The organism is Streptomyces camponoticapitis, from assembly GCF_014646115.1.
GTDB classification, from domain to species: Bacteria; Actinomycetota; Actinomycetes; order Streptomycetales; family Streptomycetaceae; genus Streptomyces; species Streptomyces camponoticapitis.
On the sequence record NZ_BMMV01000019.1, the window covers coordinates 92,698 to 107,857 of the forward strand.

At 72.6% G+C, this 15,160-nt stretch carries 11 protein-coding genes; 5 read left to right on the plus strand and 6 right to left on the minus strand.

Annotated features, from left to right (window positions below; genetic code table 11):
* The first annotated feature begins 115 nt into the window (after positions 1–115).
* Genes IEY79_RS25915 through IEY79_RS25925 form a run of 3 tightly spaced genes read left to right on the plus strand, consistent with a single transcriptional unit; the run spans position 116 to position 3,095 of the window.
* Positions 116–1,150 carry a FecCD family ABC transporter permease gene (locus tag IEY79_RS25915; RefSeq protein ID WP_189110016.1) on the plus strand — a complete coding sequence of 345 codons (1,035 nt, stop codon included), beginning with the start codon at positions 116–118 and terminating at the stop codon, positions 1,148–1,150.
* Positions 1,147–2,259, plus strand: a complete 1,113-nt coding sequence (locus IEY79_RS25920) for a FecCD family ABC transporter permease (protein ID WP_373292628.1) — start codon at positions 1,147–1,149, stop codon at positions 2,257–2,259. The genes IEY79_RS25915 and IEY79_RS25920 overlap by 4 nt, the downstream gene beginning before the upstream one ends.
* Positions 2,256–3,095, plus strand: a complete 840-nt coding sequence (locus IEY79_RS25925) for an ABC transporter ATP-binding protein (RefSeq protein ID WP_189110017.1) — start codon at positions 2,256–2,258, stop codon at positions 3,093–3,095. Before IEY79_RS25920 ends, IEY79_RS25925 begins: the two co-directional genes overlap by 4 nt.
* A gap of 253 nt (positions 3,096–3,348) precedes the next feature.
* On the opposite strand, the gene IEY79_RS25930 is transcribed toward IEY79_RS25925, so the two are convergent.
* Positions 3,349–4,404, minus strand: a complete 1,056-nt coding sequence (locus tag IEY79_RS25930) for a hypothetical protein (RefSeq protein WP_189110018.1) — start codon at positions 4,402–4,404, stop codon at positions 3,349–3,351.
* Between the two features lie 79 nt (positions 4,405–4,483).
* Complete coding sequence (locus IEY79_RS25935) at positions 4,484–5,398, minus strand: nitroreductase/quinone reductase family protein (protein WP_189110019.1); 915 nt, start codon at positions 5,396–5,398, stop codon at positions 4,484–4,486.
* A 458-nt stretch (positions 5,399–5,856) separates the two neighbouring features.
* On the opposite strand from IEY79_RS25935, the gene IEY79_RS25940 reads away from it, so the two are divergent.
* Entirely contained in the window at positions 5,857–8,391 is a 2,535-nt protein-coding gene (locus IEY79_RS25940; protein WP_189110020.1) for a helicase C-terminal domain-containing protein, read from the plus strand.
* 25 nt (positions 8,392–8,416) lie between these two features.
* Here the strand turns inward: IEY79_RS25940 and IEY79_RS38225 are convergent, their stop codons facing one another.
* From IEY79_RS38225 to IEY79_RS25960, 4 genes are all read right to left on the minus strand, one after another.
* Complete coding sequence (locus tag IEY79_RS38225) at positions 8,417–9,241, minus strand: VanZ family protein (protein WP_308426693.1); 825 nt, start codon at positions 9,239–9,241, stop codon at positions 8,417–8,419.
* A gap of 187 nt (positions 9,242–9,428) precedes the next feature.
* The gene (locus tag IEY79_RS25950; RefSeq protein WP_189110022.1) at positions 9,429–10,208 is read right to left on the minus strand and encodes a copper homeostasis protein CutC; all 780 of its coding nucleotides are present in this window, start codon (positions 10,206–10,208) and stop codon (positions 9,429–9,431) included.
* Positions 10,205–11,728, minus strand: coding sequence for a M81 family metallopeptidase (locus IEY79_RS25955; RefSeq protein WP_189110023.1), 1,524 nt, complete (start codon positions 11,726–11,728; stop codon positions 10,205–10,207). Before IEY79_RS25955 ends, IEY79_RS25950 begins: the two co-directional genes overlap by 4 nt.
* Before the next feature lie 32 nt (positions 11,729–11,760).
* Positions 11,761–12,993 carry an ROK family transcriptional regulator gene (locus tag IEY79_RS25960; RefSeq protein WP_189110024.1) on the minus strand — a complete coding sequence of 411 codons (1,233 nt, stop codon included), beginning with the start codon at positions 12,991–12,993 and terminating at the stop codon, positions 11,761–11,763.
* Between the two features lie 307 nt (positions 12,994–13,300).
* Between IEY79_RS25960 and IEY79_RS25965 the strand changes: the two genes are divergently transcribed.
* Complete coding sequence (locus IEY79_RS25965) at positions 13,301–15,118, plus strand: peptide ABC transporter substrate-binding protein (RefSeq protein WP_189110025.1); 1,818 nt, start codon at positions 13,301–13,303, stop codon at positions 15,116–15,118.
* Positions 15,119–15,160 lie beyond the last annotated feature (42 nt).

A 15,160-nucleotide genomic window follows, 5' to 3' on the forward strand; every position in this document is an offset into this window, starting at 1 on the left:
TCGGTGGCTTGATCCGGTGCATAGACTTAGCCAAGCCTTACCAAGCTTCGCCGCGATGCCCTCCCGGATTTCAGCAGGATCAGCCAGATCAGCGCCCCGTACCCGATTGGTCCCGATGCCAGCCGCCGCCCCGACGACCCACCGCACCAGACGCGTTCTGGTCGCCCGCCGCATCGGCTGGACAGCCGTCGCGGTCGCGGCCCTGCTGCTCGCGATCCTGCTCAGCCTCGCCGTCGGGGCGCGTCCCGTCGCGCCGAGCGCCGTGTTCGACGCCCTGCTCAACGGGGGTCACAGCGACGACGCCGAGGTCGTACGGCAGTTGCGGGTGCCGCGTACCGTCATCGGCCTGATGGTCGGCGCCGCGCTCGCCCTGGCCGGTACGGTCCTCCAGGGCATCACCCGTAACCCCATCGCCGACCCCGGCATCCTCGGGATCAGCCAGGGCGCGGCGGTCGGTGTCGTGATGGCCATCGCGTTCGCCGGGGTGCACACGCTGACCGGTTACGTGTGGTTCGCCTTCGCGGGCGCCGCCATCGCCTCGGTGGCCGTGTACGCGATCGCCACGCGGGGCAGAGGCGGGGCGACTCCGGTCAAACTCGCCCTCGGCGGCGCTGCGATCAACGCGCTCCTGGTCTCGGTCACGATGGGCATCCTGACGACACGGGCCGCGGCCCTGGACGAGTTCCGCTTCTGGCAGGTGGGCTCGGTCGCGGGCCGGGACGCCGAACTGGTCGGCCAGGTCTGGCCGTTCCTCGTCGTCGGCACGGTCCTGGTGGTGTCCGTCGCACGCGGGCTCGACGCGCTCGCCCTCGGCGAGGACGTCGCGAAGGGCCTCGGCCAGAACGTCGGCGCCGTACGCCTCGTGGGCGGTGTCGGCGCGACCGTGCTGGTCGGGGTCGGTGTCGCCGCGGCCGGCCCGATCGCGTTCATCGGTCTCGCCGTCCCGCACATCGCGCGCGCGATCGTCGGCAACGACCACCGCTGGCTGATGCCGATGGCCGCGCTCGTCGGGCCGGTGATGCTGCTCGTCGCGGACGTGGTCGGCCGGATCCTGTTCCCGCCGGGCGAGGTGCCCGCGGGCGTGATGACGGCGCTGCTGGGTGTGCCGTTCCTGGTCGCTCTCGTACGCAGGAAGGCGGTACCGGCGTGAGTGGCGGCGTGAGTACGACGACTGTGGAGCGGAAGACCGTCGGGGCGCGCGCGGGAGTGCGGCCCGCCGGATACTCCCTCGTGCGCACCCGGTTCGGCGCCCGGCGTGTGTCGTTCCTCCTGCACCGGCGCGCGGCGGTCGTCGCCGTCGTCCTGGTGCTCCTGCTCTGCCTCAGCTGTGTCGCCTACCTCAGCGTCGGCGAGAGCTTCGTCGCCCCCGCCGAGGTCCTGAAGGTGATCCTCGGCCAGCCGTCGCCGGACGAACTGGTGGTCGGCACGCTCCGGCTGCCGCGCATGGTCGTCGGTCTCCTCGTCGGCGCGGCCTTCGGCGTCTCCGGCGCGCTGATCCAGACCGTCGCCCGCAACCCGCTCGCCAGCCCGGACATCATCGGTGTCACGCAGGGCGCGAGCGTGCTGACGGTCTTCGCGATGACGTACGGCGTCACGTCGTTCACGGTCCTGCCGTATCTCTCGGTCACGGGCGGGATGCTGGCCGCCGTGCTCGTGTACGTCTTCGCCTGGCGCGGCGGGCTGCACGCCACCCGCTTCGTCCTCATCGGCATCGGCATCGCGATCGCGCTGCGTTCGCTCACCACGCTGTTCATGACGAAGGGCGACTATCTGGTCGCCCAGCAGGCCCAGGTGTGGATGACCGGTTCGCTCAACGGCCGAGGCTGGGACGAGGCGGCGCCGCTCGGCTGGGTGCTGCTGATCCTGCTGCCGGCGGTGGCGTGGGCGGCGTACGCCCAGCGCACGGTCTCGCTGGACGACTCCACGGCGACCGCGCTCGGCGTACGCCTCGGGCACGTACGGCTCGGACTCGTCCTGCTCGGCGTGGTGCTGGCCTCCGTGGCGACCGGCACCGCCGGGCCGGTGGACTTCGTCGCGCTGCTCGCACCGCAGATCGCACGGCGGATGACGCGTACGGCGCAGATCCCGCTGCTCTGCTCCGCGCTGCTCGGCGCGGTGATCGTCGTACTCGCCGACCTCTTGGCGCGCAAGCTGTTCGCGCCCACCGAGCTGCCCGTGGGGGTGCTCACGGCGGCGGTCGGCGCGCCGTATCTGATCTGGCTGATCATCAGCAGCCGTACCGCGGGAGCGGGGAAATGAGCATGAGCATGAGCGGCAGTGGCGGTACGAGCAGGCTCTCGGCGCACGAGCTGACGCTCGCCTACGACGACCGCACGGTCGTCCACGAGCTCGAACTGGCCGTCCCCGACGGGCGGGTGACCGTGATCGTCGGCCCCAACGCCTGCGGCAAGTCGACCACGCTGCGCGCGCTCGGGCGGCTGCTGAAGCCGAAGAGCGGCTCGGTGCTGCTCGACGGCGCGGAGCTGGCGAGCATCCCGACCCGGAAGATCGCCCAGTCGATCGGCCTGCTGCCGCAGTCGCCGTCCGCACCGGAGGCGATCACGGTCGCCGACCTGGTCTCGCGCGGGCGCCAGCCGCACCAGCGCTGGTGGCAGCAGTGGTCGGAGGAGGACGAGCGGGCCGTCACGGACGCGATGGCACGTACGGATGTGACGGACCTGGCCGAGAGGCCGGTCGACGAACTGTCGGGCGGCCAGCGGCAGCGCGTATGGATCGCGATGGCGCTGGCACAGGAGACGGACCTGCTGCTGCTGGACGAACCGACGACGTTCCTGGACATCGCCCACCAGGTGGAGGTCCTGGACCTGGTCCGCCGCCTCAACCACGACCAGGGCCGCACGGTGGTGATCGTGCTCCACGACCTCAACCAGGCGGCCCGTTACGCGGACCACCTGGTGGCCATGAAGGAGGGCCGCATCGTCGCGGAGGGCCCCCCGTCCGAGGTGGTGACGGCGGACCTGGTCCGCCAGGTCTTCGGCCTCCACTCGGTGGTGGTCCCGGACCCGGTGACTGGCTCCCCCCTGGTGGTCCCGGGCGCCCCGTACCACCCGACGAACGGCGCGGACGCGGCGTAGACCCTGTGGGGCGCCGCCGGAGTCGGGCCGACCCTCGCAGTCCGGGGGGGCGCCCGCCGGGGCGGCAAGCAGACGGGACCGTCGGTCGGCAGCGGCCGATGACACGTCGGCGCGCGACGCCCACCGGCCCCACTCACCCGGCAAGCCCCCCCCGAGGCACGCCTCGGCCGACGCCCCTCGGCGACCAACGGCGAGCGGGCCCGCCGGGGCGCTCGCCCCCGTACCGCATCGGCGCACACCGCGCCCACGGTCGTCAGACCCGGCGGGAGCGCCACACCAGGAAGAGGGCCGAGCTGATCGCGGCCGCTTGGAGCACCGTGGGCCAGGTGGACGAGATCGCAGCTCCCGTCGCGCCCTCCGGGACGGGGTCGCCCCAGCGTTCGGTCGTACGGCCCCAGATCCAGACCCCGCCCGCGACCGCCGAGGCGATCGGCAGGCCGAAGACCGCCAGTTTCGCCTCGACGGGGGACAGCCGGCGGGAGGTGTACGCCAGGGCCCAGCCGAGCGCGAGCACCAGCCAGGAGGGGACGACCGCTCCGGCGACGAGCAGCGCGGCGGCCAGCAGCAGGAAAGGGTTGGTGAGCCGGAATCCGGCGCCGGTCCCGGCTGGGGGCGGCTTCCCTGCGCGGCGCCGGAGCCGCGGCAGCAGGCCGCGGCGTTCGGGCGGCTCCGCCACCTCCACCTCCTCGGCGACCGCCTCCGCCTCCGCCTTCTCCTTCGCCTTCTCAGCCAGTTCCTCCGGCGTCGGCGGTGGCTTCAGGATCTCGGGGATCTCGACGCCGCCGACGAACCCGGAGACACCGGGCGCCCCCATCGGGCCCGGGTCGACGCGCCACCAGTCCGGTTCGCTGCCGGACGTGCCGAGTTCGTGCGTGGGTGCCAAGTGGGGCGGGGACGCGGCCGGTTCGACGGGGATCTCGGGTGCGGACCGCCGCGTCTGCTTCGGCAGCGACGGCCCCTCCCCCCGCTCCTTCCGGGCGCCACCGAGCCCGAGCCCCCGCCCGAGCCCGCCGCGCTGCTTCGGCAGCGACGGCGGCTCGGGACGCGCCTCGGGCGCCGGCGGCGGGGGGCCGAAGGCCGGCTCCCCCGCCGCCGCGCCGACCACCTGGTCCGGCGTACCGAGCCGCCCCAGGATCCGGCGGACGGCGGCGGGGCTGTCGCCGCCGAACCTGCCGCGCTGCTTCTCGATCTCGCCGCGCAGCTCGGAGACCAGTCTCATCCGTTCACCGGAGGGCAACTGCCGTTGCTGGGCCACGTCTCCGACCCGGCTCAGATAGTCGTAGACGAGCTGATCGCTCTCGATCCCCACACTGCCCTCCGCACATGCACGCGTACCTGCGGCCGATGGTGTCGCGCCCGTACCCGTACGTCCAGTACGACAAGGGCGGTCAGGGCCCGGCGGGCGGCCACGGCACCTCCGCCACGAGAGGCAGGATCACCTCCTCCTCGTAGTCCAGGTGCGCGTTCAGCTCCGTTGTCATCTTCGCCAACTCGGCCCGGAACAGGGGCGGTTCGGCCGACCCGAGGTCCGCCAGCAGCGCCACCAGACCGTCCTGGATCCGCGCGACCGTACGGTGCTCCGCGCTCAGCCGGTCGAAGACGTCCGTCACGTACGGGTGGTACCGCGCGATCCCGGGAAACAGGTGCCCGTCCTCGCTGGTGTGGTGGAACTCCAGGGCCTGGCAGAACGCCAGACAGCGCTGCCTGATCTGGAGCCCGAGACCCGGCGCCGGCGGCTCGCCGGGACCCTGGTGCGCGGCGAGCGCCGCGAAGTGCGCGTCGACGTCCGCCGTCACCAGCCTCAGCTGGGCGCGCAGATGGTCGTGCACCTCCAGGATCTTGTCCGCGAGGGTCCTGACCTCGCGAGGCGCCTCCCCCGCCTCCCCGGCCGCCGGCACCGCCGGTTCCAGCACCACGACCGGCAGGGTCCGGTCGGTCGCGGCCTGGTAGTCGCCGTACCCGGGAGCCTCCCGTACGACGTGCGCGAACAGCTCGTCGCGCCTGGCCCCCTCGGCCGGGACCGCGAGCGCCTCGAACTCGCGGGTGCCGATCTCCACCCGCACCGCCGGGTGGGCGAGCAGATTGCCGTACCAGTCGGGGTGCGCGGGTGCGCCGAGGTTGGACGCGACGACCAGGAGCGAGTCGCCGTGGCGGACATACCCGAGGGGGGTGGTCCTGCGGGCGCCCGACTTCGCGCCGGTGGTGGTCAGCAGGAGCAGGTCCGCGCCCTCGAAGGGGCCGCCGACCTTCCCCCCGTTGGCACGGAATTCCTCGGTGACGGAATCATTGAACGACGTGGGCATACGTTTCTGGGTCTCCGGAAGATGAGGGCAGCCCTCGGCCACGGGCCACGGCACGCACGAGGGTGCCGCGCACGCCGGAAGCGGCTGCGGAGGATGAGAAAGCGTGAGGGATGACGCGCGGCGTGCGGCGCGGCGAGTGCCGGCGCCCGCTCGCTGCCTCGGATCTGATGATCAGATACGGGTCGCGGAGTACGTACTCATGGCGGATCCCTTGAAAGAAGGGTGCTCGCCCGGTCACCGGCCCGCCCACTGCTCTTCGGCCGGTGCCACGCGGCACCGCCTCCATTACAGGCAACCGCCCCGGCACCTGTCAACAAAGCGCAGCCGCCGCACCGGCACGCAAGGCCCGCCCCACCACCCGTCCCACACCCCGCCGCACCGCCGACACTCCGGCCCGGCGCCCCTCAGGGGCTAACGTGGGGCGGATGGGAACCAGCTAGCCGCCCCTGGAGGCGCACGTGTCCGAACGATCCGGCGGAACGCCCCCGCGTACGCTCGCGGAGGCCCTGCGCACCCGCGACGACGACGCGCTGGCCGCCCTCCTGCGCGCGCGTCCCGACCTGCTGAGCCCCGTACCCAACGACCTCAGCCAGCTCGCCACCCGCGCCGGCACCCGCGCCTCCGTCATGCGGGCGCTGGAGCGGCTCGACCGCTTCACGCTCCAGACCGCCGAGGCGCTGGCGGCCTCGACCGACCCCGCCCCGTACGAGGCGGTCCGCGCGCTCATGACCGGCGACGAGGGTGACCCGCGCGTCGAGGCGGCCCTGCCGCACGCCGTCGCCGCGCTGCGCGAGCAGGCGCTGATCTGGGGCGCGGACGACCGGCTGCGGCTGGTCCGCACCGCCCGCGAGATCCTGGCGCCGTCCCCCGGCCACCCCTCCCCCACCGGCCTCGGCCCGACCGTCGCCGAGGCCACGGCGGGGATGTCGCCGGGCCGGATCCAGGAGATCATCGCCACCGCCGGGCTGCCCTCCACGCACGACCCGGTCTCGGCGGTCACCGCGCTGGCCGCGCTCTTCACCGACCGCACGCGTATGGCGGCGCTGCTCGACACCGCCCCGCCCGAAGCGCTGAGCGTCCTCGACCGGCTGGTGTGGGGGCCTCCGTACGGCGAGATCACCTCGAAGCCCGCGCCTCCCGTGCAGTGGCTGCGCGACCACGGGCTGCTGCTCCCGACCTCCACGCGGACCGTCGTCCTGCCGCGCGAGGCCGCGCTGCATCTGCGCGGTGGGCGCGCGCACCGGCACGTCGAGCCGGAGCCGCCGGAGATCCTGCCGCACCCCTCGACATCGACGGCGAGCCCGTCGGCCGTCAGCCGTCCACAGGTTGTGGACAGCGCGGCGGCCGCGCAGGCGTTCACCGCGCTCGCGACGGTCGAGGAGCTGGCCAAGGAGTGGAACGAGGGCGGTCCGAACGTCCTGCGCGCCGGCGGCCTCTCCGTACGCGACCTCAAACGCACCGCCGCGGCTCTGGACGTCACCGAGCCCGTGGCCGCGTTCTGGGTCGAACTGGCCTACGCGGCAGGGCTGTTGGCGGCCGACGGCGAGGCGGACGAGCGGTACGCGCCGACGCCCGCCTACGACCGGTGGCCCGAGATGCCCCCGGCCGAACGCTGGGCGCGGCTGGCCACCGCCTGGCTCGGCGCCACCCGCACGGCGGGCCTCGTCGGCGGCCAGGACAGCAAGGGCCGTACCCTCGCCGCGCTGGGCCCGGACCTGGACCGGGGCGCCGCGCCGGAGGTCCGGCGCCATGTGCTCGACCTGCTCGCGAGCCTCCCGGAGGGCACCGCGCCCGACCCTGAGAGCGTGCTCGCCCGGCTGCGCTGGGAGCGCCCGCTGCGCGGTGCGGTGGCGGGGCGGCCCGAGGACCTCCGGGCGCGCATCGCCGCGTGGACGCTGAACGAGGCGGAGATGCTCGGCGTGACCGGGCGCGGCGCGCTGTCCTCGCACGGACGCGCGCTGATCGCACCGGACGGCGGGGCGATGGGGTCGTTCCCGAAGCCCGCCTCCCGTACCGGCGCCACCCCCGGGGAGTTGTCGGCCGCCGGCCTGCACGCCGCCCGCGCTCTGGCACCGCATCTGCCCGAACCGCTCGACCACGTGCTCCTCCAGGCCGACCTCACGGCCGTCGCGCCCGGTCCGCTGCTGCGTCCGCTCGCCGAGACGCTGTCCGTGCTCGCCGACGTCGAGTCGCGGGGCGGTGCGACCGTCTACCGCTTCACACCCGCGTCCGTACGGCGCGCGCTGGACGCCGGACGGTCCGCGTCCGACCTGCACGCGTTCCTGGCCGCCCACAGCCGTACGCCGGTGCCGCAGCCGCTCAGCTATCTCATCGACGACATGGCGCGGCGGCACGGGCATCTGCGGATCGGCGCCGCGTCGGCGTACGTGCGCTGCGACGACGAGGCCGTCCTGGACGAGATCCTGGCCGACCGGCGCTCCCAGGGCCTGCGGCTGCGCCGCCTCGCGCCCACCGTCCTCGCGGCCCAGGCCGACCCCACGACGCTGCTGGACGGGCTGCGCACGATGGGCCTCGCGCCGGCGGCCGAGTCCGCCGAGGGCGACGTACTGATCACCCGCGCCCACGCGCACCGCACCCCGCCCCGTACGCCCCCGGCGCCCGTCCCCGACGGGCCGCCGGTGCCCGCGCCGACCCTGCTCGGCGCGGCGGTACGGGCGATCCGGGCCGGTGACCAGGCGGCGACGGCCGTACGCAGGACACTCCCCGAACCGGCGACGGCCGCCCCGGCCGGCGACCTGCCGCGCACGACCCCGGCCGAGACGCTGGCGACGGTCCAGGCCGCCGCCCTGACGGGCTCGGCGCTGTGGATCGGCTACGTCAACGCGGAGGGCGCGGCGAGCCAGCGCGTGATCGCGCCGGTACGGGTCGAGGGCGGCTTCGTGACGGCGTACGACCACACGGCGGACGAGGTCCGCACGTACCCGCTGCACCGCATCACGGGAGTCGCGGAACTGGCGGACGACCCGGCTTGACGGCTGCCGGGGGGGTGTCCGTCGGCTACTTCCGGAAGCGCCGCCCGACGCGCTCGCCCAGGGACGCGGGCTTGTCGGCCCCGGCCTGGGGGGCGGTCCTGGGATCGGGCTTGGGGTCGGTCCTGGGCGCGGCGGTCTTCTTCTTCGCGGCGGTCTTCTTGGCCACGGCCTTCTTCGCGGGCGCCTTCCTGGCGGCCGTCTTCGTGCCGCCGGCCGTCGTGCCGCCCGCCGTCCTGCCCGTCGTCCTTCCGCTCTCCGCCGCCACGGGCTCGCGCTTCACCGCACCCCGCACGCGCTCGGTCCACGGCACGCGCCCCGTGGCCGGGGTGGCCACACCCGCGCGCCGCGCCTTCTTCTCCGCCGCCCGTTCCGCCTCCTGCCGCCGCTCGCGCTCGGCCTGCGCCTCCAGGGAACGGAACCCCAGGGTGTGGAAGCGGTGACTGAAGCGCCGCCCCAACAGCAGGTACGCGAGGAACGCGCCGCTCGTGTTCATGATCACGTCGTCCACGTCGAAGGCCCGGCCCTCGACGATGGCGCCCTGAGCCAGCTCCACCACGGTCATCATGACGATGGTCAGCACCATCACGCGCAGCATCCTGAACCTGCGGGGCACCAGCACCGGCAGCAACAGTCCGAACGGCGCGCCCATCAGTACGTTGCCGCCGACCTGCTTGCACGCGGCGAGGAACGTGTAGTCCTCGGCGTACTGCCGCAGGGAGTGCCCCGGCCGCAGATTGGCCCCGGCGATCTCCGCCGAGGCGGGCGACGGGGTGAGCGTCAACTCCGCGAGTACAGCGGCGAATCCGACGAGCAGCATGAGCGCGACGGCGAGGATGACCACCCGCAGCACGGCGCCGCCCCATGACGTACGCCAGCTCGAAGTCGGAGGTACCGTTCCATCGACCGTACGAGCGGCTCCCCGCCCACCGGTCCGTTCCATTTCAGCGGCCATAGCCCGCACTTGCCCCCGACCCGGCCACCTACGCCCGGTCCGGCCGATCTGGTGGAGTCCCCGATCTTCTTCCGCTTGCGGCAGCTCAGTTCGGCCGGGCGGGTGGGAACGGGGCCGCTCCGTCCACCGCCCGCCGCGCCTCGGCCACCACGCCGGGATCGGTGACGAAGTGGGTGTCCCGCTCGGCCGACGCACCCCCGGCGCCGAGCGGTACCCAGCGGCCGCCCCGCCGGGCAGGCGCCCTGGTCTTGGCGGAGAGGTGGACGGCAGAGGCTCCGGCGGAGATCAGGGCCGGGATGTCGGCGAGGCGAACCCCGCCGCCGGCCATCACCTGCACCTGCGCCGCGGCGGAGGCCATCGCGGCGATCGTCTCCCGGCCCTCGGCCGCGGTGGGGGCGCCGCCCGAGGTGAGAACCCGGGTGAGGCCGAGCGAGGGCAGCAGAGCGGCGGCGGCCACCGGGTCGGCGGACTGGTCGATCGCGCGGTGCAGGGTGATGTCCACCGGGCGGCCCGGGGCGCGGGCCGCCTCGGCGAGCCGGGCGACCGCGGCGGTGTCCAGGGCGCCGTCGGCGGTCAGCGCGCCGATCACCACACCACCGGCGCCGGAGGCGATGACGGACCGCACCTCGGCGGCCATCAGAGCGATTTCCTCCGCGTCGTAGACGAAGTCGCCCGGCCGGCACCTGACGAGCACCTGGACCGACAGCCCCTCCCGGGCGACCGCCTCCACCAGTGCCGCCGACGGGGTCAGACCGCCCAGCTCCAGGGCGGCGCAGAGCTCGACCCGGTCGGCGCCCTCGTCCCGGGCGGCGCGGGCGCCGGCGGGTGAGGTGACGGCGATCTCCAGGGCGGGTCGGGCGGTCATTCGTCGTCCCCGCTCAGGGGCTGGTCGGAGGCGGGGATCGGACGTGCCGACAGGTCCGGGTCGGTCATCTCGCGGTCGAAGGGGAACATCGGCCGGCGGATGCGGTGGTGGCCGAGGCGTACCAGGTCCTGGTCCACGCCGCCCGGGGTGAGCGCCATCTTCCAGCCGACCGACATGTCGAACAGCTCGGGCTCCAGGTAGCCGATCTTCACGATCACGATGTCGGCACCGCGCGGGTCGAGGTCCAGATCGGTGAAGTCGTGCTCGTGGTGGTACGGCTTGCGGAGCTTGGTGAGGATCGCGTAAACGCTGCCGACCCGGACGACGACCTCGGTCTCGGCGTCACGGTCGCCGTGCCGGACGGCGTGCACCACACCGGTCAGGGTGACCGGGCCCGCGTGCCGGTCGTCCACCTCGGCACCGGCGGTGACCGTGACGGTGGCGCCGACACCGGCGGCGACGGCGGTCTCGACGGCGGCGGGTCCCGGCACCGAGGCGTAGACGACGGTCGGGCCGTCGTCCTTCCGGAACTCCGGGCGGGCCAGCAGCCGGGTCAGACCCCAGGTCACGTCGCCGGCGCCACCGGCGGTCGGGTTGTCGCCGGTGTCGCTGATGAAGTACGGGCGCCGGTCACCGGCCAGGGCCTCGTCCAGGATGCCGTCGAAGGTGCCGGTGGGGGCGACGAACCCGAAGTCGTGGCGGGCCTTCCAGAAGCCCTGGGCCAGGCGTTCGGCACCGGCGGACACGGCGGCCCGGTCGCTGCCGGTGACCACCACCGCGGCGCGGTTGCGCGGTTCGTCGGCCCAGGCGTAGCCGACCCATATCGCGGCGTCGATCACGCCGTCGACCGCCTCGGTCTCGGCGACGGCCGCGTACACGCTCCTGGCCGGCTCGATCCGGGTGGAGGTCTGCTCGCCGGCCAGCAGCACCGGCACCGGCACCCAGGCCTTGACCGGGCGGGGCGCGCCGGAGACCAGCAGGTCCACCAGGTTGCGGACGGCCCGCTCCTTGGTCTCCATGTGGTCCTCGTGCGGGGCCATCCGGTAGCAGGTGATCAGGTCGCTGCCGTGGACGAGTTCGCGGGAGACGTTGCCGTGCAGGTCCATCGAGGTGGAGACGATCACGTCGGGGCCCACGGTGGCGCGGATACGTTCCAGGAGCACCGCCTCGGCGTCGTCGACGCCCTCCACGGTCATGGCGCCGTGGATGTCGTACCAGAGGCCGTCCGGCCGGGGCAGCGCGGCGAGCCGCTCGATCAGCTCGTCGGTCAGCTCGGCCCAGGCGTCGGCGGTGACGGTGCCGCCCGGCAGCGACTTGCCGACCAGGGCGCCGTGCCAGTCGGCTGCCTCGCGCAGTTCCTCACCGGGGGCCAGGAAGGGGTAGCGGTCCAGCACCTCGGCGCCGCGCGAGGGATGGAAGGCGGGCGCCCGGGTGCGAGCGGGAGAGAAGGTGGACGACTCGATGCCGAGTCCGGCGATGGCGATGACCGGGCGGGCTGCGGCGGTGCGGGATCGCGGCATGGCTCCTCGTAGCTCGTAGGGAGAGTGGGGCGTCAGGCGTGGCGGGGCGCGGCGGCGCGGAACCGGTCGGTGGCGGGTTCGGTGCCGCCGGCCCCGCGCAGGGCGTGGGCAAGGGCGCGTTGCATGGCGAACTGTCCGGCCCCGACCAGTCCGGCGTCCGCGCCCAGGCTGGCCCGCTCGATGGTGAGGTGTTCGGTGACCAGCGGGTGGCAGCTCTCGTAGAGCTGGCTGCGCACGGCGGCGACGAACGGTTCCAGGGTGGAGAGGATGCCGCCGAGGTAGACGGCGTGCGGGTTGAAGAAATTGACGTTGGCCGCGAGCACTTGGCCGAGGTAGTCGCCGGCCCTGCGGACCGCGCGCGTGGCCTCCGGGTCGGCGTCGACGGCCAGCCGCACCACGTCCTCGGGGCGGCTGACGTCGGCCCCGCGCTCACGCAGGATGCGGACCAGCGCGGCGCCGGACGCCACGGTTTCCAGACAGCCGGTGTTGCCGCAGGAGCAGGGGATGTCACCGCCGCCGCCGATCCGGATATGGGTGATGTCACCGGCCGCGCCGGTGGCACCGCGGTAGAGATGCCCGTCGACCATGATGCCGGCGCCGATCGCGGAGCCGATCTTCACCATGATCGTCTTCCGCAACTCGGCGGGCCGTACGGTGTGTTCGCCGACCGCCATGCAGTTGGCGTCGTTGTCCACGGCGGCCGGGACGCCGAAGCGTTCCTCCAGCCAGGCGGTGACGGGGAATCGGTTCCAGCCCGGCATCCGGGACGGCATGACGGCGGAGCCCGACACGATGTCCACCGGTCCGGGCAGTGAGAGTCCGACCCCGCGCAGCTGGTCGCGTCCGCGCTGCCCTGCCAGCGTCTCCAGGGTCTCGGCGAGCCGCGGCAGGGCGGCCTCGGGTCCGTCGGCGATCAGGAAGGGGACGGTCGAGACATCCGTCAGACGGCCGCCGGGCAGCACGACACCGATCCTGGCGTGCCGGCCGCCGAGGTCGGCGGCGACGGCGAACTCGTCGTTGCTGCCCAGTCTCAGCGCTTTACGGGGGCGCCCGCCGGTGGAGGACTGGGTGCCCTCCTCGGCGATCAGCCCGCGCTCCACCAGCTGGGCCACGCTGAGCGAGATGGTGGAGGCCGAGACGCCGAGCAGTCCGGCGAGTTCGGCGCGCGACGAGGCCTGGCCCGAGGCGATGAGTTCCAGGACCCGCGCGGCGAGGGCTGAGGTGCCTTTGGCGGCCTTGCCGTCCCAAGCACTTATTCCAGTCATGTAAGAAGTAACTTCCGCAACGGCGTGTGTGGCGACGACAGTATGCCCGCCCCTCTCGCAAGGGAAGAGTCCGCCGAAGAAAGCAAGCAATCCCCGAACTACCTCAAATCAATCCAAATGCACCCACAAAAACGGGCCGATTGAGGCGCGGAGACTTTCTTCGAATTCACAGTAACTTACTTGTTACTAATTCTTGCTTTGTTTCTCAGGCGCGTCCGGCGTTAGCTGTCGTGAACGCAGTGCCGGTCCTGCGGCACCCGCCCCGGTCTCTGGGACGCATGCGGGCCCTTTCACTCTGAGGAGAATCATGTTCCCTGGTCACACGGCGAACAGCCGCCGCTGGGCCCTCGTCGCGGGCGCCGCTGCCACCGCGGGCGCTCTGCTGACAGGCTGTTCGGGCGGCGGTACGTCGTCGTCGGGCTCCGGCTCGTCGGACACCATCAACTACGCGCTGCCGGCGAACTTCACGCCGAACTGGATACTCCCGGTCGGCACCGCCGCGCACCTCAACACCAACAACTCCTCGATATCCCAGTCCCTTTGGGAGCCGCTGATCGCATATGACGGCTCCACCGGCGCCGTCGGCTGGAACAAGAAGAACTCGCTGGCCACCGCCGCCGAATTCGCCGAGGACGGCAAGAGCGTCACCATCACGCTCGGCGAACGGCACTGGAGCGACGGCAAGCAGATCACCTCCCGGGACATGGAGTTCTGGTTCAACCTCGTCAAGGCCAACAAGGCCGAATGGGCCAGCTACAGCCCGGGCAAGGCGCCGGACAACTGGACCTCGCTGAAGGTCGTCGACCCCACGCACTTCACCCTCACGTTCGACCGGGAGTACAACCAGCAGTGGATGCTGGCCAACCAGCTCAGCATGATCCGCGTGATGCCTCAGCACGTCTGGGACAAGACCAGCGACTCGGGCGCCGTCTCCGACCTCGACCGCACCCCCGCGGGCGCCAAGAAGGTCTGGACGTACCTGAACGACTCCGCCAAGAAGATCTCCGGCTACGCGACCGACCCGCTCTGGAAGACGGTCAGCGGCCCGTACACCATCAAGTCGTTCTCCACGGCCGGCAAGGTCGTGCTGACCGCCAACACCAAGTACGACGGCGGCGGCAAGGCCAACATCAAAACCGTGAACCTGCTGCCGTTCACGACCACGGACGCCGAGGAGAACGCGCTCCGGGCGGGCACGGTCGACTACGGCTACATCAACGCCACCAACCTGAGCCAGAAGTCGTCCTTCGCGGCCAAGGGCTACTCGGTGAAGCCGTGGTCCGGCTGGGCCATCACGTACATGCCCTACAACTTCAACAACCCCACCATGGGCCCGGTCTTCAAGCAGCTCTACGCCCGCCAGGCGATCCAGATGTCCGTGGACCAGGCCACCCTCTCCAAGGTCGTCTTCAACGGCACCGCGGTCCCCACCTACGGTCCGATCCCGCAGGGCCAGAGCTCGTCCTTCGTCTCGCCGGAGCAGAAGAAGAACCCGTACCCGTTCTCCACCTCCAAGGCGAAGCAGCTTCTGAGCGACCACGGCTGGACCGAGCAGGGCGGCACGATGGTGTGCACCACGCCGGGCACCGGTGACAACCAGTGCGGCGCCGGTGTGGACAAGGGCACGAAGTTCCAGATGCAGGTGCTCTCGCAGTCCGGTTCGACCGTGACCGACAACATGATGAGCGCCCTTCAGTCGTCGTTCGCCAAGAGCGGCATCGGCTTCACGATCAAGACCGCCCCGGTCAACTCGGTCCTCGCGCAGTCCGGCCAGTGCGAGCCCGACGACAGCGGCTGCAAGTGGCAGTTGTCGTTCTTCGGCACCGCGGGCAGCTGGTACTTCCCCGCGTACCCGAGCGGTGACGCGCTGTTCGCCACCGGCGGCGGCTCCAACTTCGGCAACTACTCCAACCCCGCGGTGGACAAGCTGATCACCGAGACCACCACCTCCTCCTCCGACGAGGCGGTGCAGAAGTACAGCGCGGCCCTGGCCAAGGACCTTCCGGTCATCTGGCTGCCGGAGCCGGACTACCAGGTCTCCGTGGTCAAGAACGGCCTGGGCGGCTTCGCCCAGGACTCGCTCGCCAACTTCCACCCGGCCATGTGGAAGTGGACCACCAAGTGAGCCCGGTCTGTGACCACGCGCACCACTGAGCCGAAGCGACCG

What these genes read in the sequence shown, in the direction of transcription:
- IEY79_RS25955 (WP_189110023.1), bottom strand. Translation starts at nt 11,728, where the DNA reads ATGCCGCGATCCCGCACCGCCGCAGCCCGCCCGGTCATCGCCATCGCC.
- IEY79_RS25925 (WP_189110017.1), top strand. Translation starts at nt 2,256, where the DNA reads ATGAGCATGAGCATGAGCGGCAGTGGCGGTACGAGCAGGCTCTCGGCG.
- IEY79_RS25950 (WP_189110022.1), bottom strand. Translation starts at nt 10,208, where the DNA reads ATGACCGCCCGACCCGCCCTGGAGATCGCCGTCACCTCACCCGCCGGC.
- IEY79_RS25935 (WP_189110019.1), bottom strand. Translation starts at nt 5,398, where the DNA reads ATGCCCACGTCGTTCAATGATTCCGTCACCGAGGAATTCCGTGCCAAC.
- IEY79_RS25965 (WP_189110025.1), top strand. Translation starts at nt 13,301, where the DNA reads ATGTTCCCTGGTCACACGGCGAACAGCCGCCGCTGGGCCCTCGTCGCG.
- IEY79_RS25915 (WP_189110016.1), top strand. Translation starts at nt 116, where the DNA reads ATGCCAGCCGCCGCCCCGACGACCCACCGCACCAGACGCGTTCTGGTC.
- IEY79_RS25960 (WP_189110024.1), bottom strand. Translation starts at nt 12,993, where the DNA reads ATGACTGGAATAAGTGCTTGGGACGGCAAGGCCGCCAAAGGCACCTCA.